Source organism: Streptomyces mobaraensis NBRC 13819 = DSM 40847 (genome assembly GCF_017916255.1).
In the GTDB taxonomy this organism is placed as follows: domain Bacteria; phylum Actinomycetota; class Actinomycetes; order Streptomycetales; family Streptomycetaceae; genus Streptomyces; species Streptomyces mobaraensis.
Window position 1 is genome coordinate 3369971 of the sequence record NZ_CP072827.1, and the last position, 20993, is coordinate 3390963.

Annotated in this window: 15 protein-coding genes; 4 read left to right on the forward strand and 11 right to left on the reverse strand. The window is 72.7% G+C overall.

What is annotated here, in order from left to right:
* Positions 1-29: 29 nt before the first annotated feature.
* From J7W19_RS14215 to J7W19_RS14225, 3 genes are all read left to right on the forward strand, one after another.
* Complete coding sequence (locus J7W19_RS14215; RefSeq protein ID WP_004941704.1) at positions 30-2015, forward strand: APC family permease; 1986 nt, start codon at positions 30-32, stop codon at positions 2013-2015.
* A gap of 98 nt (positions 2016-2113) precedes the next feature.
* Positions 2114-3151 (forward strand): EamA family transporter RarD, encoded by a 1038-nt coding sequence (gene rarD / locus J7W19_RS14220; protein WP_004941707.1) that lies wholly within the window; start codon positions 2114-2116, stop codon positions 3149-3151.
* A gap of 139 nt (positions 3152-3290) precedes the next feature.
* A complete protein-coding gene (locus J7W19_RS14225) occupies positions 3291-4658 on the forward strand; it encodes a M28 family metallopeptidase (RefSeq protein ID WP_004941709.1) in 1368 nt (455 codons plus the stop codon).
* Between the two features lie 62 nt (positions 4659-4720).
* Here J7W19_RS14225 and J7W19_RS14230 read toward each other — a convergent pair whose 3' ends face one another.
* From J7W19_RS14230 to J7W19_RS14255, 6 genes are all read right to left on the reverse strand, one after another.
* A complete protein-coding gene (locus tag J7W19_RS14230; RefSeq protein ID WP_004941712.1) occupies positions 4721-5629 on the reverse strand; it encodes an ABC transporter permease in 909 nt (302 codons plus the stop codon).
* Entirely contained in the window at positions 5616-6560 is a 945-nt protein-coding gene (locus tag J7W19_RS14235; RefSeq protein ID WP_078587842.1) for an ABC transporter ATP-binding protein, read from the reverse strand. Before J7W19_RS14235 ends, J7W19_RS14230 begins: the two co-directional genes overlap by 14 nt.
* A 261-nt stretch (positions 6561-6821) precedes the next feature.
* Positions 6822-8114, reverse strand: a complete 1293-nt coding sequence (locus J7W19_RS14240; RefSeq protein ID WP_004941719.1) for a LolA family protein — start codon at positions 8112-8114, stop codon at positions 6822-6824.
* A 572-nt stretch (positions 8115-8686) separates the two neighbouring features.
* Entirely contained in the window at positions 8687-9697 is a 1011-nt protein-coding gene (locus tag J7W19_RS14245; protein ID WP_004941721.1) for a polyprenyl synthetase family protein, read from the reverse strand.
* Positions 9698-10195: 498 nt separating this feature from the next.
* On the reverse strand, positions 10196-11401 hold the full coding sequence (locus J7W19_RS14250) for an FAD-dependent oxidoreductase (protein WP_004941724.1): 1206 nt from the start codon (positions 11399-11401) through the stop codon (positions 10196-10198).
* Positions 11402-11678: 277 nt separating this feature from the next.
* Complete coding sequence (locus J7W19_RS14255) at positions 11679-12941, reverse strand: carboxylate--amine ligase (RefSeq protein ID WP_004941727.1); 1263 nt, start codon at positions 12939-12941, stop codon at positions 11679-11681.
* Between the two features lie 294 nt (positions 12942-13235).
* On the opposite strand from J7W19_RS14255, the gene fahA reads away from it, so the two are divergent.
* Positions 13236-14429, forward strand: coding sequence for a fumarylacetoacetase (gene fahA / locus J7W19_RS14260; protein ID WP_004941728.1), 1194 nt, complete (start codon positions 13236-13238; stop codon positions 14427-14429).
* 202 nt (positions 14430-14631) lie between these two features.
* Here fahA and nuoN read toward each other — a convergent pair whose 3' ends face one another.
* From nuoN to J7W19_RS14285, 5 genes are read right to left on the reverse strand one after another with little or no spacing between them, the layout of a single operon-like run.
* Complete coding sequence (nuoN, locus tag J7W19_RS14265) at positions 14632-16302, reverse strand: NADH-quinone oxidoreductase subunit NuoN (protein WP_004941731.1); 1671 nt, start codon at positions 16300-16302, stop codon at positions 14632-14634.
* Complete coding sequence (locus tag J7W19_RS14270) at positions 16299-17912, reverse strand: NADH-quinone oxidoreductase subunit M (protein WP_040888717.1); 1614 nt, start codon at positions 17910-17912, stop codon at positions 16299-16301. Before J7W19_RS14270 ends, nuoN begins: the two co-directional genes overlap by 4 nt.
* A gap of 2 nt (positions 17913-17914) precedes the next feature.
* Complete coding sequence (nuoL, locus tag J7W19_RS14275) at positions 17915-19870, reverse strand: NADH-quinone oxidoreductase subunit L (RefSeq protein ID WP_004941736.1); 1956 nt, start codon at positions 19868-19870, stop codon at positions 17915-17917.
* Between the two features lie 13 nt (positions 19871-19883).
* Positions 19884-20183: an NADH-quinone oxidoreductase subunit NuoK gene (gene nuoK, locus J7W19_RS14280; protein ID WP_004941739.1), complete on the reverse strand. Its 300-nt coding sequence runs from the start codon at positions 20181-20183 to the stop codon at positions 19884-19886.
* On the reverse strand, positions 20180-20983 hold the full coding sequence (locus J7W19_RS14285) for an NADH-quinone oxidoreductase subunit J (protein WP_051072532.1): 804 nt from the start codon (positions 20981-20983) through the stop codon (positions 20180-20182). The genes nuoK and J7W19_RS14285 overlap by 4 nt, the downstream gene beginning before the upstream one ends.
* Positions 20984-20993: the final 10 nt, after the last annotated feature.

The window sequence follows — 20993 nt, forward strand, 5'->3', positions numbered from 1 at the left end:
CCCCTACGGCGGCCCGCTGTCATAGGGGCATGGCCGATGCCGACGTCCCCCTCCCCCCCGACCGCCTCCGCTACCGCGTGAAGCGCGCCTTCCTGGGCCCCCCACTGGTGACCGAGCGGCTCGCCCAGGAGAAGCTGTCCAACCCCCTGGCACTGGGCGTCCTCGCCTCCGACTGCGTCTCCTCCACCGCGTACGGCACGGAGGAGATGCTCCGCATCCTCGTCCCCGTCGCCGGGGTCGCCGCGTTCACGCTGGTGCTGCCGGTGACCGGGGCGATCCTGCTGGTCCTGCTGCTGGTGACGCTGGCCTACCGCGACGTGGTGTCCGTCTACACCCGGGCCGGCGGCTCGTACGTCGTCGCCCGGGAGAACCTGGGGCCGCGCGTCGCGCAGGTCGCGGCCGTGGCGCTGCTGGTGGACTACACGGTCACGGTCGCCGTGCAGACCGCCGCCGGCACGGACGCGCTGATCTCGCTCGCCCACCTGATCGGCCACGGCTACCACGGCATCGACCATCTCAAACTGCCGCTCACCATCGGCGTCGTGGTGCTGCTGATGTACGGGAATCTGCGCGGGATCCGTGAGGCGGGCCGGGCGTTCGCACTGCCGGCCTATCTCTTCATGGCGGCGGTGGCGCTGCTGCTGACCGTCGGGCTGGTCCGGGGGCTGGTCGGCGGCGGGCTGCCGCACGCCGACACGGCCGCGCCCGGTGCCGTCCCGCTGGGCACGGGCGGGCACGGCTGGCTGTACGGCGCGTCGCTGTTCATCGTGCTGCGCGCGTTCGCGAACGGCGGTTCGTCGCTCACCGGTCTGGAGGCGATCTCCAACGGCGTGTCCGCCTTCCGGCACCCGCAGGGCCGCAACGCGCGCCGCACGCTCACCGTGATGAGCGTGATCCTGGGGATCATGGTGTTCGGCGTCTCGGCGCTGGCCCACTTCACACACGCGATCCCGTACGAGGACGGCAACCCGACCGTCCTCGCCCAGGAGGCGCACCTGGTCTTCGGCGACGGGCGGGCGGGGACGGCGGGTCTGGTGTTCGTGCTGCTCGCCACCGCGCTGATCCTCTACACCGGCGCCAACACGCCGTTCACCGGCTTCCCCTTCCTCGCCAGCTTCGTCGCGGAGGACCGCTTCCTGCCCCGCCAGCTCACCCGGCGCGGGCACCGCCTCGCCTTCTCCAACGGCATCATCTGCCTCACCGTCGTCTCGCTCGGGCTGCTGCTCCTCGCCGGCGGCAATGTCGACAAGCTGGTCGCGCTGTACGCGATCGGCGTCTTCACCGGCTTCACCATGGCCGCCGCCGGGATGACCGCGCACCACCTGCGCTCGTCCGGGCCGGGCCGGCGGGCGAAGGTCGCGGTGAACCTGGCCGCCGCCGTCGTCTCCGCGCTGGTGGTGCTGATCTTCGCGATCACCAAGTTCACGGAGGGCGCGTGGCTGGTGGTCGTCGTGTTCCCGCTCGGGGTCTGGGCGCTGATCCGCATCAACCGCCACTACCGGACGGAGGCGGCGGTGCTGGAGAACGTCCCCGCCTTCACCACCGGCCGGCCGCACTGGCGGCGGCACCTGGTGTTCGTCCTGGTGGACAGCCTCGACCTGGCCGCCGTCAAGGCCCTGCGGTACGCGCACGAGCTGCGGCCGGACGAGGTCCGCGCCCTGCACTTCGTCATCGACGAGGCCCGGGCGCGGCGGCTGGCCGAACGGTGGGAGGCGACGCCCGGCACGAACGTCCCGCTGGAACTGATCGACTGCCCGGACCGGCGGCTGCGGCGCGCCGTCCTCGAACTCGCCGCCCGGACCACGGCGGACGGTTCGACCGCGCTGACCCTGCTCGTCCCCCGGCGGACGTACTCGACGCCGCTGGGGCGGCTGGCGCACCGGGGCACGGGCGAGCAGATGGCACGGGCGCTGGCCCAGCTGCCGAACGTGGCCGTCACGGTCCTGCCGTTCGACGTCTCGCGGGCGGTGGAACGGCTGCGGGGGACGCTGGGGGCGGAGTCACCCGGTCCGTAACCGTCCGGCGTCATGACCGTCATTCGGTACGGACATGACAGGCACCCCCGGACGGCGTTACCTTCGCGAGGTCGTCGTCGCACCGCCGGGAGGGATCCGTGAAGCCGGACACGCAGCAGAACGAGACGCGCACGGGGTTCCTGTGCGGTCTCGCCGCCTACGCGATCTGGGGGCTGTTCCCCCTGTACTGGCCGCTCCTGGAGCCGGCCGGGGCGTTCGAGATCCTGGCGCACCGGATGGTGTGGTCCCTGGTGACGGTGGTGGCCGCGCTCGCCCTCACGCGGCGCTGGGCCTGGATACCCCCGCTGCTGCGGCAGCCGAAGCGGCTCGGGATGATCGCGCTGAGCGCCGCGACGATCTCGGTGAACTGGGGCATCTACATCTGGGCCGTCAACGCGGGCCATGTGGTCGAGACGTCGCTCGGCTACTTCATCAACCCGCTCGTCGTCATCGCCCTCGGCGTCGTCGTCCTGCGCGAACGGCTGCGGCCCGCGCAGTGGGCGGCCGTCGGCGTCGGCGCGGCGGCGGTGATCGTGCTGGCGGTGGGCTACGGCAAGCTGCCGTGGATCGCGCTGGGCATCTCGGCCTCGTTCGGCACCTACAGCCTCTTCAAGAAGCAGGTGGGGCTGGGCGGACTGGAGTCGATGGCCGCCGAGACGGCCGTCCAGTTCCTGCCCGCGCTGGGCTTCCTGCTCTTCCTCGGCGCGGACGGCAAGAGCACGTTCGCGAGCGAGGGCGCGGGGCACTTGCTGCTCCTGCTGGCTTCGGGCGCGATCACCGCCCTCCCCCTGGTCTCCTTCGGCATGGCGGCGGTCCGCCTGCCGCTGTCGGTCCTCGGGATGCTCCAGTACCTGGCCCCGATCTTCCAGTTCGCCCTCGGCCTCGCGGTCTTCCACGAGTCCATGCCGCCGGAGCGGTGGGCGGGCTTCGCCCTGGTGTGGCTGGCGCTGGCCGTCCTGACCTGGGACGCGCTGCGCTCGGCGCGGGCGACCCGGGTGGAACTGGCCGCGGCCCGCGACCGGGCGGCGGCGGACGCCGCGACCCCGGCGGATCTTCCGCGGCCGGAGGCCGCCGTGGAGGCGGCGACGGGCGGCGTGGGCGAGCGGGACGCAACGACGGGGCGCGGCGGGGCGTGAACGCCCTGTGGTCCCCGCGCACGCGGGGCCGCCCCGCCCGATATCCGGATAGCGAACCTCCCTGTCCGAATTCCGCCCTTGACGGATCTCCGAAAACCCCTTGAACATCATGGGCACGTCAAAAGGACGGGAGCCCCCCATGCTTGATGTCCAAGGTCCCACCCTGCCCACCAGCCCCCGAAGACGCCACCGGTCCGCCACGCTGCTGGCGTGCGCCGCGGTCGCGGCGGCGACGCTCATCGGCGCGTCGCCGGCCACCGCGGCACCGGCCGCGGCGGCGACCACGGCGGTACGGGCCGCCGACGCGCCCGAGATACCCGCCGCCAATGTCAAGGCGCACCTCAATCAGCTCCAGTCGATAGCCAACACCAACGGCGGCAACCGGGCCCACGGCCGCGCCGGGTACAAAGCGTCGCTCGACTACGTCAAGTCGAAGCTGGACGCGGCCGGTTACAAGACGACCGTGCAGCAGTTCACCACCAGCGGCGCGACCGGCTACAACCTGGTCGCCGACTGGCCGGGCGGGGACGCGGACCACGTCGTGTTCGCCGGGGCGCACCTCGACTCGGTCAATGCCGGGCCGGGGATCAACGACAACGGATCCGGGTCCGCGGGCGTCCTCGAAGTGGCGCTCACCGTGGCCAAGTCCGGCTACAAGCCGGACAAGCACCTGCGGTTCGGCTGGTGGGGCGCGGAGGAGCTGGGGATGCGCGGCTCCTCGTACTACGTCAACCAACTGCCGTCCACCGAGCGGTCGAAGATCGACGCGTATCTGAACTTCGACATGATCGGGTCGCCCAACCCCGGCTACTTCGTCTATGGATACGACGCCTCGCTGAAGAGCCTCTTCGAGGACTGGTTCGCGGCCCGGCAGATCGCCACCGAGGTCGACACCGAGGGCGACGGGCGTTCGGACCACGCGCCGTTCCAGCAGGCGGGCATCCGCGTGGGCGGTCTGTTCAGCGGTGCGGACTACACCAAAACCGCCGAGCAGGCCCGCAACTGGGGCGGGACGGCCGGCAAGGCGTTCGACAGCTGCTACCACCGCTCCTGCGACACCATCGCGAACATCGACGACAAGGCGCTCGGCACCAACAGCACCGCCATCGCGGGCGCCGTCTGGAAGCTCAGCGGCGGCGGGTCCACCAACCCGCCCACCGGCACCAGCTTCGAGAGCAAGACGCCCGTCGCCATTCCCGACAACGGCCCGGCCGTCGAGTCCCCGATCACCGTCAGCGGCCTCACCGGCAACGCCCCGGCCGCGCTCAAGGTCTCCGTGGACATCACGCACACCTACCGCGGCGACCTCACCGTGGACCTCGTCGGCCCGAGCGGGCGCACGTACCGGCTGAAGGGGTCCAGCGCCAACGACTCGGCCTCCGACGTCGTCGCCACCTATACGGTCGACGCCTCGTCCGAGACGGCCAACGGCACCTGGAAGCTGCGCGTCCAGGACGTCGCCGCCCAGGACACCGGCACCGTCAACAGCTGGAAGCTCACCTTCTGAGCCCGAGCGGCGCGGGGCGGGGCGGACAGCGGCCCGCCCCGCGTCGTCATGCCGTCATGCCGTCATGCCGTCACGTCCTTCGACGTGAAACGGGCCCACGCCGCCGACCCGAACACCGCCGCGTACAGCGCCTGGAGGCCCAGGTTCCGTCCGATCTGGTCCCAGTACACCGGGTCCCGGAGGAGGTCGGAGAAGCTCAGCCAGTAGTGCGGGAACAGGTACGGCTGGACCGCGTGGAGCTGCGGGAACTGGTCCAGGATCTGCACGGTGATCAGCAGCCCCACCGTCGTCGCCATCGCCGCGATGCCGCTGCCGGTGAGGGTGGAGACGAACAGGCCCAGCGCCGCGACGCCGATCAGCGACGCCGCCACCACCCCGGCGATGGCCACGCCGCGCAGCAGCCCGTCGCCGAAGGACACCGTCGTCCCGCTGATCAGCGTGACGTCGCCCAGCGGGAACAGGAGCGCGCCCACCAGCAGGGCCGAGCAGGCGACGACGAGGGTGGCGGCGAGGCAGAAGACGACCGTGGTGGTGAACTTCGCGAGCAGCAGCCGGGTGCGGCCGGCCGGGGCGACCAGCAGGTAGCGCAAGGTGCCGCTGCCCGCCTCGCCGGCGATCGAGTCCCCGGCGATCACCCCGATCGCCATGGGCAGGAAGAACGGGAGCGTCGCGGCGAGCGAGGCGAAGACGAGGAAGAGGCCGTTGTTGGTGACCTGGCTGATGAACGCCGGGCCCTCGCCGCCGCTCCCGCCGCCGAACGAGCCGTCCCCGTCGCTCGTCTCGATCTTGACCGCGATGCCGACCAGCACCGGCACGGCCGCGAGCACCCCGAGCAGCGCCAGCGTGCGCCAGCGCCGGAAGACGGTGGTGATCTCGTTGCGGAACAGCGACAGCCGCCACACCGCGCGCGGCGGGCGGACGGCGGACGCGGGGACGGGCGCGGGGGCCGCTCCGGGCTCAGCCCGCGACATCGAAGCCCTCCCCGGTGAGCGCGACGAACGCGTCCTCCAGCGAGACCCGTTCGGTGCCGAAGGAGCGCACCCGGACGTCCGCCCGGACCAGGGCGGCGTTGAGGTCCGCGAGGTCGGGCGGCGGGGTGCCGGTGGGCAGTTCGCCGGTGACGCGGTCGTCGGCGACCGCCAGATCGTTCACGCCGTGCTCCTTGAGGACGCGGACCGCGTCCGCCGTGTCGGGGGTGGTGACGGCCAGCCGGCCGCGGGTGGACGAGGCCAGGTCGGCGACCGTGCCCTGGGTGAGCAGCCGGCCGCGCGCCATCACCGCGGCGTGCGAGCAGACCTGCTCGATCTCGTCGAGGAGGTGGGAGGAGAGGAAGACGGTGGTGCCGCCGGCGGCCAGCCCGCGCACCAGGGCCCGGATCTCGCGCATGCCCTGCGGGTCGAGACCGTTGGTCGGCTCGTCCAGGACCAGCAGCTCGCGCGGCTGGAGCAGGGCGGCGGCCAGGCCGAGCCGCTGCTTCATGCCGAGCGAGTAGGCCCGGGCCTTCTTCCCGGCCGCCCCCGCCAGGCCCACCCGGTCCAGGGCGTCCGCCACCCGGGCGGCGCGGGTGCGCGGGTCGGCGGTGGGGTCGGCGGCGTCGTACCGGACGAGGTTGTCGCGGCCGGAGAGGAACCCGTAGAGGGCCGGGCCCTCGATGAGGGCCCCCACCCGGGGCAGCACCCGGCCGCCGGCCCGGGGCATCGGCTCGCCGAGCACCCGGGCCTCCCCCGAGGTGGGCTCGATCAGCCCCATGAGCATCCGGATCGTCGTCGTCTTGCCCGACCCGTTGGGGCCGAGGAAGCCGAACACGCTGCCGCGCGGCACGACGAGGTCGAGGCCGTCCACCGCGAGCTGCCCGCCGCGGTAGCGCTTGGTCAGCCCCCGGGTCTCGATGACCGGCTCGATGACCGGCTCGGGGCCGGAGGCCGGGCCGGGCCCGGGGCGCGGCGGCGCGGGCTCCGCACCGGGGTTCGGCGGCCCCGGCGCGCGCTTCGGCCCCGCTCCCGGCGGCGCCGCGGATCCCGGCGCCGGGTCCGCGCTCGGTTGCGGCCCCGGCCGCGCCCCTGGTCGCGGCCCCGGCTCAGCCTCCGGCTCCGTCCCCGGTTCCGTCACAGGCCCCTCTCCCCTCCCCCGTGCCGCTCGCGCCCTACCGAGCCGTACCGGTTCCTACCGGTGGGCTTCCGCGGCCTTCAGCAGCGCTTCCTTGGTCACCGCGCCCGCGTACACCTTGCCGTCGTCCGTCAGCAGCACGTTCACCAGGCGGGTGCTGACGATCCTGCCGGAGCCGAACGAGCCCGTCACCTTGCCGCCGAAGCTGTCGAGCAGCTTCTCCGCGTCCTTGCCGTGGGCACCGCCCCTCGGACCGACGCCCTTGCCGGAGCCCATCGCACCCGGGCCCTTGCCGGCGTCGAGCTCGGCGATCGTCGCCCAGCCGGTACCTGTCGTCTTCGGGGCGGACGCCGCGTCCGTCCCGGGAGCGGCCGGGAGCCGGCCCTTGCCGTGCCCGTCCGCACCCTGGCCGTCCGCACGGTGGCCGGCGTCCTTGCCCTGCCGTCCCTCGGTCACCTTCGCGCCCTTGGGCGGGGTGAACGAGAAGGTGGACGCGCTCGGCCGGTCGAAGGAGACCTTGGTGAAGGCCACGTCGACGGCCGCCTTGCCGCCGCCCTTCGGGGTGACCGTGAACTTCAGCGGGACGCCGTTCTTCGCGTCCACGGCTATCCGGACCGACCCGATCGTCGACTCGCTCTGCTTGGGCGTGAGGGTCAGCCGGTAGGCGTCCCGGCCGGCCACCTTCGCCGTGCCGTCGACGGCCACGTCCGTGGTGCCCTGGGCCGCGGCGAGGGCCTTCTTCGCCAGCTCCTGCGGGGAGGCGTCGGCGAGCCCACGCGGAAGCTCGCGTTCCTTCCTCGCGCCGGCCGCGTCCTTGGGCGCCGTCGTGTGGTACGCCGTGTTGCTGCCGCTGTCGTACGCCCAGACCTGCTGCCCGTCGCGGACGACGCTGTACTCCGCGGCCCGTTCGACGATCGACACCCGCTGCTTGTCCGGGCCGTCCGCCGCGACACGCAGCGTGTGCGAGCCGGAGGCGAGTTCGGTCAGCTTGCCGGCCGGGTTCGCGTCGCCCTTGCCCGCGCCGCCCCCCTTGCCCATCGCCCCGCCGAGCGAAACGCCCGAGGGGAGGGAGGGCAGGCCGAGGTCGGTGGTGACGCGGACGGAGCCGGAGAACTGCTGCACGTCCGAGGCGGCGACCTTGGCCAGCAGGTCCTGTGCGCTGATCTTCGGCAGGTCGGGGTCGCCCGAGGTGGCGAGGGCCGAGCCGATGCCGATCGTGGCGGCGGCGACCCCGGCCACCGCGACGGGGACCGCGTAACGGACGGCCTTGCGGCGGCCGGCCCCCGAGGGCCCGGTGGCCCCGGCCGGCTCGTGGCCGTCGGCGCCGGGTGTCGGTTGGTTCCGTGCCATGTGCTCTACCTCCGTCGTCTGCGGCGGTCTCTCGCGTCGTGCACTCGCCCATCCCCTGGCTCATGGTGGCCCGACCGCTCGGTGGGGGCGCCGGAGTCGGGAGGGCCGCTGCCCCGCCCTCCCGCACGACTCCGTCCATTCCACCAACGCGCGGTGCCCCGGTCATCAGCCGCCGGACTCAACTCACGGTACCTCTCGGGTATGACAAGCCCTAGGGGACGAACCGCCGGGAGGATGAGCCGGGTTCTTCCCGGCGACCGGCCGCGCCCGGTCCGTCAGCCCGGCCGGTGGCGCAACGGCGGGCTCACCACTGTGACTTGTGTGTGCCCGTTTCGCCCTGAATGAAGGGTGGTGCGTACGGGCCGGTGCTCACCGGCCCCACCCGTCACCCGCTGCTCGTCACCCGCCACCCGGTGGCCGGTTCGCGCCGTCCGGCTCCGGCGGCCGGTTCCCGCCGGTCGCGGAAACCGCCCCGGAAGCCACTCCGCAGGGCACAGCGGAGCTGCCGCAAAATGCCCGAAAGCCCCTGAAAGCCGTCTGGAAGCCGCCTAGGAGCCGCCGCCCCCGGACCGTCAGCCCGCGCGGTGCACGACCGCGTCGCAGAGCTCCTCCAGCGCGGCCCTGGCCGGGCACTCGGGCAGCGGCGCGAGCGTGGCGCGCGCCTCCTCGGCGTAGCGGACGGTGTCGCGGCGCGCCTGCTCCAGGGCCGGGTGGGCGCGCAGCCGGCGGAGCACCTCGGCGAGCCGGCCGTCGTCGGCGAGGTCGCCGTCGAGCAGGGCGCAGAGCTCCAGGTCGTCCGGGTCGCCGGTGGCCTCGGCGCGGGCCCGCAGGTGCAGGACGGGGAGGGTGGGGATGCCCTCGCGCAGGTCGGTGCCGGGGGTCTTGCCGGACTCGTGGGAGTCGCTGGCGATGTCGAGGACGTCGTCGGCGAGCTGGAAGGCGGCGCCGAGCCGTTCGCCGTAGTGGGTCAGGGTCTCCACGACGCGCTCGTCCGCACCGGACATCATGGCGCCGTAGCGGCCCGAGACGGCGATCAGCGAGCCCGTCTTGCCGCCGATGACGTCGAGGTAGTGCTCGATCGGGTCGCGTCCGTCCAGCGGGCCCGCGGTCTCCAGGATCTGGCCCGTCACCAGGCGTTCGAACGCCTCGGCCTGGATCCGGACGGCCTCGGGACCGAGGTCGGCGAGGATCCAGGACGCGCGGGAGAAGAGGAAGTCGCCGGTGAGGACGGCCAGGGAGTTGCCCCAGCGGGCGTTGGCGCTGGGCGCCCCGCGGCGCATGTCCGCCTCGTCCATGACGTCGTCGTGGTAGAGGGTGGCGAGGTGGGTGAGCTCGACGACCACGGCCGAGGGCACGACGCCGGGCGCGTACGGGTCGCCGAACTGGGCGGCGAGCATCACCAGCAGCGGCCGGAAGCGCTTGCCCCCCGCGCGGACGAGGTGCTGCGCGGCCTCGGTGATGAAGGGCACACCGCTCTTGGTGGCCTCCAGGAGGCCCTCCTCGACAGCGGCCAACCCGGCCTGGACATCGGCTTCAAGAGCCTGGTCCCGCACGCTCAGCCCGAAGGGCCCGACGACGGTCACGAGGGGTACTCCTGTCTGCCTGCGATCACGGGGATTGTCGATGTGTCGCTGTCTTCACCAAAAGTCAGCGTATCCGGTCGGTTGTGGATCACCGTGGGCGGCTGCCCGAACAGCGGCCCGCCACCGACCCTCCCCAGGGCGTTTTGTCCCCTTCTCCGCGGCTTCCCCTCGACTGCTTACCGGCCGTTTTCCCGGCCCCCGCCACCCCTCGCCGGGCCATACCGGCCGCCCCCGCCCGTCGAAAAGGGGCCGGACGGGCCGGAATCAGCCCGTCCGGCGGGTGGACGGAGGGGAGGGGGGCCGGACGGGAACGGGCGGGCGCGCACCGGAGGCGACGGGAAACGGAATTGTCGACTCCGGCACCGTTGCCGGCTCCGCGGCCGCTCTCGACCCCGCCGCCGACGGCGTTCCCGACCCCGACGCCGGACCCCACCTCCGTGGAATCGGCATGACGAGAAGTGCCCCTTCCGGGGGACACCGCCCGGTGATCACGGTCCGTCAGAGCGCGGCCACCGCCCGTGCCAGCCGCGGCGACGCGTACGCCGTCCCGCAGACGAAACGCATCACCGGGCCGTAGCTCGCCGCCGCGGGCAGACCGGTGAAGAAGAGGCCGGGGACGGATGAGTGGTAGCCCGCGCCGAGGCGGGGGCCGCCGGCGCTCGCCGCCAGCCGGGCGCGGACACTGTCGCCGAGGAAGTCCAGGGCGCCGAGGTCCACCCGGTAGCCCGTGGCGGCGATCACATGGTCCGCGACGAGTTCGCTCTCCGGCCCGGCGGCGGACTCCGCGAGCGTCAGCACCGGCCGGCCCTCGGCAAGCCGGGCCCGGACGACCCGCTTGCCCTCGGTCACCCGCACCCGGCCCACGAAGCGCTCCCGCAGCCACCAGGCGCCGAGCGGCCCCAGCACCCGGCGGACCAGGTACGCGCGGGTCCGCGGGGGCAGCCGGCGGAAGCCGTCCGCGTGGTACGAGAACGCGTACAGCGACCAGGCCCGCCCGAACGGGGTGTCCGGCCGCAGCGGCGGCTGCCCGTCCGGTGGCGCCCCGAACCGGACCGCCCCGCGCCGCCGGGCCACGACGCGTACCGAGGCGGCGCCCGCCTCCACGAGCAGCACGGCGGTCTCCAGCGCCGACTGCCCCGCCCCGATCACGGCCACGTGACGGCCCGCGAAGCCGGACAGGTCGCGGTGGTGCGAGCTGTGCGAGAACGGGACGCCCTCGGCCGGCCCGCCGGGCGCCGCCGCGGCCAGCTCGGCGGGCATCCGGGCCAGCCCGCTCAGCCCGGTGGCCACCACGACCGCGCGGGCGGCGAACTGCTCGCCGGAGTCCAGCTTGAGCTCGAACCCGGGGCCGCCCTGGCGCCGCTCCACGGACGTCACCCGCACCTGTTCCAGCCCCGGCACCAGCCGCCGCTGGAACCACTGCCCGTATGCTGCGAAGGTCTCGACGGGGATGACGTCCCAGTCCGACTCGTAGCGCCGCTCCCCCACCTCCAGGCAGTAGTCGAGCAGGGTGTGACCGGGCTGCGGGGCGTCGATGTCCGAGGCCGAGGGGGTGGATTTCAGCAGCATCCCGGCGGGCATCGCCTCCCGCCAGCTCACCATCGGCGAGCCGAAGACCCGCGTCGGAACCCCGCGCGCCGCCAGGTGGGCCGCGGTCGAGAGGCCGTACGGGCCGGCCCCGATGACTGCTACCGGAAGTGTCACGTGTCCCCTCCCAGGGCGTCTCCCGGCCCACGCGGCGCTCGCGGGACCGGCCTGCTGCGTCACTTCCGCGCACGCGGTGCGTACGCGGGCGTTGCGGGGCGGGCGTGACCGAGGGGAGTGCGGGAGCCTCGCGAGGCGGGTGCGGCCCTTACGCGCACCGAGTACGTGCACCGAGCCGAGCGCCCCCTCACACGGCCGGCCGAAGGCACCGGTCCCGCCGCCGTCGCCCGTCGTCCCGGCCGCCCCCGACCGCCGTCACCCGTCGTCCCGGCCGCCGTCACTCCGTCCGCTCGGCCACCGCCGCCGGGGCGGCGGGCACCGCCCGGGCGGCGGCCGCGTGGGCCCGGCGCCGGGAGCGCCACAGCTGCCACAGATGTCGCGTCCCCGGCCGGACGAGCCGGGCGAGCATGGTCAGGAACGGCTTCATGTCGTCGCGCGCCGCCCAGGCCAGCTCCGTCCCGTTGGCGCGGGCCGGGGCGTGCGGGGTGGTGTAGCCGCTGCGCCGGTAGGCGGCGAGGGCGGGCAGGTCGATGTTCTCGACGACGAACCGCCGGCCCGTGAGCTGTTCGCCCTCGGGGACCGGCCGTCCGGTGAGGTCGAGGTGCTGGGCGCGGACGACGTCTATGCCCGCCTCGTTCTCGAAGAGGCGGAACTGGGCGCCCATCCGGGGGTTGAAGTCCAGCAGCTTGTACCGGCCGTCACGGCGGTCGAAACGCCAGTCGAGGTCGACGATGCCGCAGAAACCGATCTGTTTGATGAACTGCGCGGTCATGGAGGCCAGTTCGGGGTTGTCGACGACGTAGGCGTTGGCGGTCATGCCCGCGTGCGGCGGCCACGAGCGCACCTTGACACCGGTGAACAGGGCGCGCGGCACGCTGTCGGCGTCGAAATAGGCGTGGACGATCCAGTCCTCGGCCTCCTCGCGCGGCAGGTACTCCTGGAGGATCACCCCCGGTTGGGGCCCCCAGTCGCGGGCCAGCTCCAGCAGCCGGCGGGCGTCGGCGATCCGCGTCGTCCCGGCCACGGCCGGCCTGCGGCGGCGCTCGAACGCCTCGCGGTTCTTGGCCACCAGCGGGAAGACGGCGGTGGCGGCGTACTTCTCGATCTCCTCGTAGGTGGCGGGGAACAGTGTCGTCGGGGCCGGGACCCCGTGTTCCACGCACAGCTCGTACAGCCCCTGCTTGCTCGCCAGCCGCCGGGGCAACTCCCGTTCCACCGGCGGGAAGAGGAACGGACCGGCCAGCGCCTCCGCGTGCTCGGCGATGAGGACGGCCGCTTCCTCGTCGGTGGGCAGCAGCACGGTGGGACGGCCGATCCGCTCGGCTATCCGGAGCAGGCCCCCCACCAGCTCCGCGGCCCCCTCGGTGCCGGTCGTCGGCCAGACGAATCCGGCGCTCAGATAACGCGAGACGGCCGCCGGGGTCCACCGGTCCTCGGTGATGGCGTACATCGGTACGCCGAGTCTGCCGAGGCTGCGGATCGCACCGACGCCGCCGTGGTGCAGGGGATAGTCACCGAACTTCACGATCAACCCGGGCACTGACCCGTCCGCCGATACGGACGCGCTCCTGCTCGCCACCAGCTCCCCCCTCGGCCACCCCGCCCTCAGCGGCCCCCCACTCTGTGTGACCCGACTTAGGACGCTACTTCGGAATCATCGGCTCCAGCAAGGAGTTACCGGACATTGCCCTACCTTTTCCCCGCATTGGAACACCGTTTCCCAGAGCGGGAACGCCGCTCGAACAGCTCTTGCCCGTCGGCCGTCAACCCGTAATGTGAGGCTCCCGTGCATCCGACGTGCACTCCGAGTGGAGAAGGCGAGGCCGCGAGACCCATGCCCCAGCACAGCCCCCACGAACTGCCCGAAGGCGACCCCTTCGGCGCGGACGCACTCCCCTATGGCGTCTTCACCACCCCGGGCGCTCCCGACCACCCGCGCATCGGCGTGCGCTACGGCGCGTACGTCCTCGACGCCGCGACCGCCGCCGCCGAGCGCGGGTCGGCGTACGCCGATCTGCTGGACCAGCCGGTGCTCAACCCGCTGATGGCCGCCGGACGCCCGGTCTGGCAGGCGGTACGCGCGGAGATCCGCGGCATGCTCGACGACGGCACCCTGCCCGGCGGGCACGCCCACCCGCTGGACGAGGTGACCCTGCACCTGCCGTTCGAGGTCGCGGACTACGTCGACTTCTACGCGAGCGAGCACCACGCGACCAACGCGGGCCGCATCTTCCGCCCCAACGGCCAGGCGCTGCCGCCGAACTGGAAGCACCTGCCCATCGGTTACCACGGCCGCGCGGGCACGGTCGTCGTCTCCGGCACGGACGTGGTGCGCCCCCAGGGGCAGCGCAAGGCACCCGACGAGGAGCTGCCCTCGTTCGGTCCGTCCCGGCGGCTCGACATCGAGGCCGAGGTCGGCTTCGTCGTCGGCACCCCGGCGCCCGCCCGGACGCCCGTACCGCTGGACGCCTTCCGCGACCACGTCTTCGGCGTCTGCCTCGTCAACGACTGGTCCGCGCGCGACATCCAGTCCTGGGAGTACGTGCCGCTCGGCCCCTTCCTCGGCAAGTCCTTCGCCACGTCGGTCTCCGCCTGGATCACTCCTCTGGAAGCGTTCGACGCTGCCCGCGTCGCACCGCCGGCCCGTGACTTTCCGCTCCTCCCGTACCTCGACGACTCCTCGGCGCCCGAGCCCGGCGGCATCGACATCCGCCTGGAGGTCCGCATCAACGGCGAGGTCGTCTCGCGGCCGCCCTTCTCCGCCATGTACTGGACGGCGGCGCAGCAGCTCGCCCACATGACCGTGAACGGGGCGTCGCTGCGGACCGGTGACTTCTACGCGTCCGGGACGGTGAGCGGGCCGGAGTCGGATCAGCTCGGGTGCCTCCTCGAAATCACGGCGGGGAAGGGGCCGTTCCTGGCGGACGGGGACGAGGTCGTGATCACGGCTTGGGCGCCCGGGCGCGACGGGGCGCGCATCGGACTGGGGGAGGTCACGGGGCGCGTACTTCCGGCCGGGGGCCGGTAAGGGTCCCCGATCCCGCCCCTTCACCGTTTCTTGCGGGGGCTGCGCCCCCGCACCCCCGAAGCGCCCTTCGGGCGCTGTCCTCAATCGCCGGACGGGCTGATTTCAGCCCGTCCGGCGATTGAGGACGAGCGGCGAAGCCGCGATCAGCGGGGTCTGGGGCGGCAGCCCCAGGAAACGGTGAAGGGGCGGGACCGGGGCACCCTCACCGCACGAACACCCCCGCATCCCCGGCCAGTTCCAGGAAGTACTGCGGCGCCACCCCGAGCGCCAAGGTCACCACGACCCCCACCCCGATCGCCACCGACGTCAACGCGCTCGGCACGGCGACCGTCGGCCCGTCCGCCCGCGGCTCGTTGAAGAACATCAGCACGATCACCCGGATGTAGAAGAACGCGGCGATCGCCGACGACACCACACCCACGATCACCAGCGGAGCGCCCCCGCTCTCGGCCGCCGCCTTGAAGACCGCGAACTTCCCGGCGAAGCCGCTGGTGAGCGGGATGCCGGCGAAGGCGAGCAGGAAGACCGCGAAGACGGCCGCGACGAGCGGCGAACGCCGCCCGAGCCCGGCCCACTTCGACAGCTGCGTCGCCTCGCCGCCGGCGTCCCGCACCAGGGTCACGACGGCGAACGCGCCCAGCGTGACGAAGGAGTAGGCGGCCAGGTAGAAGAGGACGGACGAGACGCCGTCGGGGCTGATGGCGATGACGCCGGCGAGGATGAAGCCGGCGTGGGCGATGGAGGAGTAGGCGAGGAGCCGCTTCACGTCCGTCTGGGTGACGGCGACGATCGCGCCGACCAGCATCGTCAGGATGGCGACGCCCCACATGACCGGCCGCCAGTCCCAGCGCAGGCCGGGCAGGACGACGTACAGCAGCCGCAGCAGGGCGCCGAAGGCGGCGACCTTGGTGGCCGCGGCCATGAAGCCGGTGACGGGCGTGGGGGCGCCCTGGTAGACGTCGGGCGTCCACATGTGGAAGGGCGCGGCGCCGACCTTGAAGAGCAGGCCCATGAGGACCATCGCGCCGCCGATCAGCAGCAGCGCGTCGTTGCCGGTGGAGGAGGCGAGGGCCGGGGAGACGGTGCGGACGGTGCCGTTGACGACGTCGGCGATGCCGGAGTAGGTGACGGTGCCGGCGTAGCCGTAGAGCAGGGCGACGCCGAACAGCAGGATCGCCGAGGAGAAGGCGCCGAGGAGGAAGTACTTGACCGCCGCCTCCTGGGAGAGCAGCCGCTTGCGGCGGGCCAGCGCGCACAGGACGTACAGCGGGAGGGAGAAGACCTCCAGCGCGACGAAGAGCGTCAGCAGGTCGTCGGCGGTGGGGAACACCAGCATGCCGGCCACCGCGAACAGCAGCAGCGGGAAGACCTCGCTGGTGGTCCAGCCGGCCTGCACCGCTTCCTGTTCGGCGTCGCCGCCGGGGACGGCGGCGCCCTGGGCGGCGAAGGAGTCGACGGGGCGGCCGTGCGCGGCGGGGTCGAGCCGGCGTTCGGCGAAGCCGAGGGCGGCGACCAGGGCGACGAGGAGGATCGTGCCCTGGAGGAAGAGGGCCGGGCCGTCGACGGCGACCGCGCCCATCGCCGCCACGTGTGCCTTGCCGGTGGCGTAGCCCTTGGCGGCGAGGGCGACGACGGCGGCGAACGCGGCGGCGAGCCCGACGACGGTGGTCGCCACCTGGGCGAGGTGGCGGGACCGGCGCGGCAGGAACGCCTCCACGAGGACGGCCACCACGGCGGCGCCGAGGACGATCAGCACCGGTGAGAGCTGGGCGTACTCGATGTGCGGGGCGGGGATCTTCCTGGGGGCGTCGGCGAGGACCGCCGACGCGGACGAATCCGTCCACAGGCTGTGGACGGCGGCTGCTCGGCTCACTTCGCGCCCTCCGCGGTGCTCACCCGGACATCGGGCCGGGGGTCGGTCTTGTGGACCTGGGACATGGTGTGTTCGACGGCGGGATCGAGGATCCGCGTCACCGGCTTCGGGTAGACGCCCAGGAAGAGGAGCAGGGCGATGAGCGGCGTGACGACGACGAGTTCACGGACTCGCAGGTCGGGCATGCCCTTCACCGGCTCCTTGACCGGGCCCGTCATGGTGCGCTGGTACAGCACCAGGACGTAGAGGGCGGCGAGGACGATGCCGACGGTCGCGATGGCGCCCGCTACGGGGTAGCGGGTGAACGTGCCGACCAGGACCAGGAATTCGGAGACGAACGGCGCCAGCCCAGGCAGGGAGAGCGTGGCCAGGCCGCCGATCAGGAAGGTGCCCGCGAGGACCGGGGCGACCTTCTGCACCCCGCCGTAGTCGGCGATGAGCCGGGAGCCCCGGCGGCTGATCAGGAAGCCGGCGACGAGCATCAGCGCCGCCGTGGAGATCCCGTGGTTGACCATGTAGAGCGTGGCGCCGCCCTGGCCCTGGGTGGTCATCGCGAAGACGCCCAGGATGATGAAGCCGAAGTGGGAGAGCGAGGCGTAGGCGATCAGCCGCTTGATGTCGCGCTGGGCGACGGCGAGCAGGGCGCCGTAGAGGATGCTGACCAGCGCCAGCACGATGATCACCGGGGTGGCCCACTTGGACGCGCCGGGGAAGAGCTGGAGGCAGAACCGCAGCATCGCGAAGGTGCCGACCTTGTCGACCACGGCGGTGATCAGGACGGCGACGGGCGCGGTGGCCTCGCCCATGGCGCCGGGCAGCCAGGTGTGCAGCGGCCAGAGCGGCGCCTTGACGGCGAAGGCGAAGAAGAAGCCCAGGAACAGGGCGCGTTCGGTGACGGTGGCGAACTGCAGCTTGCCGGCGGCCCGCGCCTGGACGATCTCCTGGAGCGAGAAGGTGCCGGTGCCCAGCTGGTCGGCGGTGACGGCGTACAGCCCGACCACCGCGGCCAGCATGACGAGCCCGCCGGCGAGGTTGTAGAGCAGGAACTTCACGGCCGCGCGGGAGCGGCGGGCCGCCGCCTCGCCCGCGTCGGCGGGGTCCCCGGTCCGGTCCCCGAAGCCGCCGATGAGGAAGTACATCGGGATGAGCATGGCTTCGAAGAAGACGTAGAAGAGGAAGACGTCGGTGGCCTCGAAGGAGATCACCACCATCGCCTCGACCATGAGGATCAGGGCGAACAGGCCCTGGGTGGGCCGCCAGCGCCGGTCGGTCGCCGCGGTCTCCAGGGGCTCGGCGTCGTGCCAGCCGGCCAGCATGACGAACGGGACGAGCAGTGCCGTCAGGGCGACGAGGACCACGCCGATGCCGTCGACACCCAGGTCGTAGCGGACCCCGAAGTCCTTGATCCAGGCGTGGGATTCGGTGAGCTGGAAGGTGGACCCGCCCGGGTCGAAGCGGGCCAGCTGGACGGCGGCCAGGGCGAGCGTGGCGAGCGAGAAGGCCAGGGCGAGCCATTTGGCCGCCTCGCGGCGCGCGGCCGGTACGGCGGCGGTGACGACCGCGCCCACGGCGGGGACCGCGGCCGTCGCGGTGAGCAGGGGAAATGACATGATCAAACCGCCCTCATCAGCAGGGTCGCGGCGATCAGCACCGCCGCGCCGCCGAACATCGAGACCGCGTACGACCGCGCGTAGCCGTTCTGCAGCCTGCGCATCCGGCCGGAGAGCCCGCCGACGGTGACGGCGGTGCCGTTGACGGCCCCGTCCACCACCGTGCGGTCGATCGCCTCCAGGCCGCGGGTGAGCTGCTCCCCGCCGCGGACGAGGACGATGTGGTTGAAGTCGTCCTGGAGCAGGTCGCGGCGGGCCGCCCGGGTGAGCAGCGAGCCGCGCGGCGGGGTGACGGGGACGGGCTTGCGGCCGTACTGGAACCAGGCGAGCGCGACGCCGACGACGAGGACGGCCATGGTCGCCCCGGTGACGGTGAGCGCGCTGACCGGGGAGTCGCCCTCCTCGTGCCCGGTGACGGGCTCCAGCCACTTCAGGAAGGTGTCGTTGAGGGTGAACAGGCCGCCCGCGAAGACCGATCCGACGGCGAGCAGGATCATCGGGATCGTCATCGACTTCGGCGACTCGTGCGGGTGCGGGAGCTCCCCGGCGCCGTGCGTCCCGTCGCCCCGGGTCCCGGCGGCAGGCTCCGCGCTGGGCGCGTCCGGCGAGGGGGCCGGGGCCCACCGCTTCTCGCCGAAGAACGTCATGATCATCACGCGGGTCATGTAGTACGCGGTGATGGCCGCGCCGAGCAGGGCCGTGCCGCCGAGGATCCAGCCCTCGGTGCCGCCCTTGGCGAAGGCCGCCTCGATGATCTTGTCCTTGGAGAAGAAGCCGGAGAGGCCGGGGAACCCGATGATGGCGAGGTAGCCGAGCCCGAAGGTGACGAAGGTGACCGGCATGTACCGCCGGAGTCCGCCGTAACGGCGCATGTCCACCTCGTCGTTCATGCCGTGCATGACCGAACCGGCGCCGAGGAAGAGCCCGGCCTTGAAGAAGCCGTGGGTCACCAGGTGCATGATCGCGAAGACGTAGCCGATCGGGCCGAGCCCGGCGGCCAGCACCATGTAGCCGATCTGCGACATCGTCGAGCCGGCCAGCGCCTTCTTGATGTCGTCCTTCGCGCAACCGACGATCGCACCGAAGAGGAGGGTGACCGCCCCCACCGTGACCACGGCGAGCTGGGCGTCCGGTGCCCCCTCGAAGATGGCGCCGGAGCGGGTGATCAGGTAGACGCCGGCGGTCACCATGGTCGCCGCGTGGATCAGGGCGGAGACCGGGGTCGGGCCCTCCATGGCGTCCCCGAGCCAGCTCTGCAGCGGCACCTGGGCCGACTTGCCGCAGGCGGCGAGGAGCAGCATCAGCCCGATCGCCGTCAGCTTGCCCTCGCCCGCCCGGTCCGCGTCGCCGAGCACCGGGTCGAAGGCGAAGGTGCCGAACGTGGTGAACATCAGCATGATCGCGATGGACAGGCCGACGTCGCCGACGCGGTTGACGAGGAACGCCTTCTTGGCGGCGGTCGCGGCGCTCGGCTTGTGCTGCCAGAACCCGATCAGCAGGTACGACGCCAGGCCGACGCCCTCCCACCCGACGTACAGCAGCAGGTAGTTGTTCGCCACGACGAGCAGCAGCATCGCGGCGAGGAAGAGGTTCAGGTAGCCGAAGAAGCGGCGGCGCCGCTCGTCGTGCTCCATGTACCCCACGGAGTAGAGGTGGATCAGCGTGCCCACGCCCGTGATCAGCAGGACGAAGGTCATGGACAGCTGGTCGAGGTGGAAGCCGACGTCGGCCCGGAAGCCGCCGACCGGCACCCACTGGAAGACGGTGACGTCCAGCGCGCGGTCGTCGGCGTCGCGGCCCAGCATGTCGGCGAAGAGCACCGCGCCGAGCGCGAAGGAGGCGGCCGCGAGCAGGGTGCCCAGCCAGTGCCCGGCGCGGTCCAGGGTCCGTCCGCCGCAGAGCAGGATCCCCGCCCCCAGCAGGGGCGCGAGGACGAGCAGTCCGATGAGGTTCTCCATTGGCGGCGTCCCCTTACAGCTTCAGCAGACTGGCGTCGTCGACCGAGGCCGAGTGGCGGGCGCGGTAGACCGAGACGATGATCGCGAGCCCGATGACGACCTCGGCCGCGGCGACGACCATCGTGAAGAAGGCGATGATCTGGCCGTCGAGGTTGCCGTGCATCCGGGAGAAGGTGACGAACGCCAGGTTGCAGGCGTTCAGCATCAGCTCGACGCACATGAAGACGACGATCGCGTTCCGCCGGACGAGCACCCCGACGCCCCCGATGGTGAACAGCAGGGCGGACAGGTAGAGATAGCTGACCGGGTTCACTTGACGGCTCCCTTCCGGTCCTCGTCGCCGTCGCGCTCCAGCCACTCGCGCGACCGCCGCTCCAGCGCCGCGAGGTCCGCGAGCGCCTCGCCGGAGACGTCCCGCACCTGGCCGCGGGCGCGCAGCGTGGGGCTGACGCTGAGCTCGGACGGGGTGCCGTCCGGCAGCAGGGCGGGGATGTCGTTGGCGTTGTGCCGGGCGTAGGTGCCGGGGGCGGGCAGCGGCGCCAGGTGGCCGCCCTCGCGCACCCGCTGCCGGGACAGCTCCTTCTGGGTGGCGGCCCGGCGGATGCGCTCGCGGTGGGTGAGCACCATGGCGCCGACCGCGGCGGTGATCAGCAGAGCGCCGGTGATCTCGAAGGCGAAGACGTACTTGGTGAAGACCAGGGCGGCGAGCCCCTCGACGTTGCCGCCCGCGTTGGCCTGGCCGAGGCCGTCGAAGTGGTGCAGCGAGGCGTTGGCGATGCCGGCGACCAGCAGGACGCCGAAGCCCAGTCCGCACAGGGCGGCCAGCCACCGCTGGCCCCGGATGGTCTCGCGGAGCGAGTCGGCGGCGGTGACGCCGACGAGCATGACGACGAAGAGGAACAGCATCATGATCGCGCCGGTGTAGACGACGATCTGCACGATGCCCAGGAAGTAGGCGCCGTTGGCGAGGTAGAACACCGCCAGCACGATCATCGTCCCCGCGAGCGACAGCGCGCTGTGCACCGCCTTCCTCATCAGCACGGTGGCCAGCGCGCCGCCCGTGGCGACGACCGCGAGGATCCAGAACTGGACGGCCTCGCCGGTGGAGGTCATGGAGTCCGCG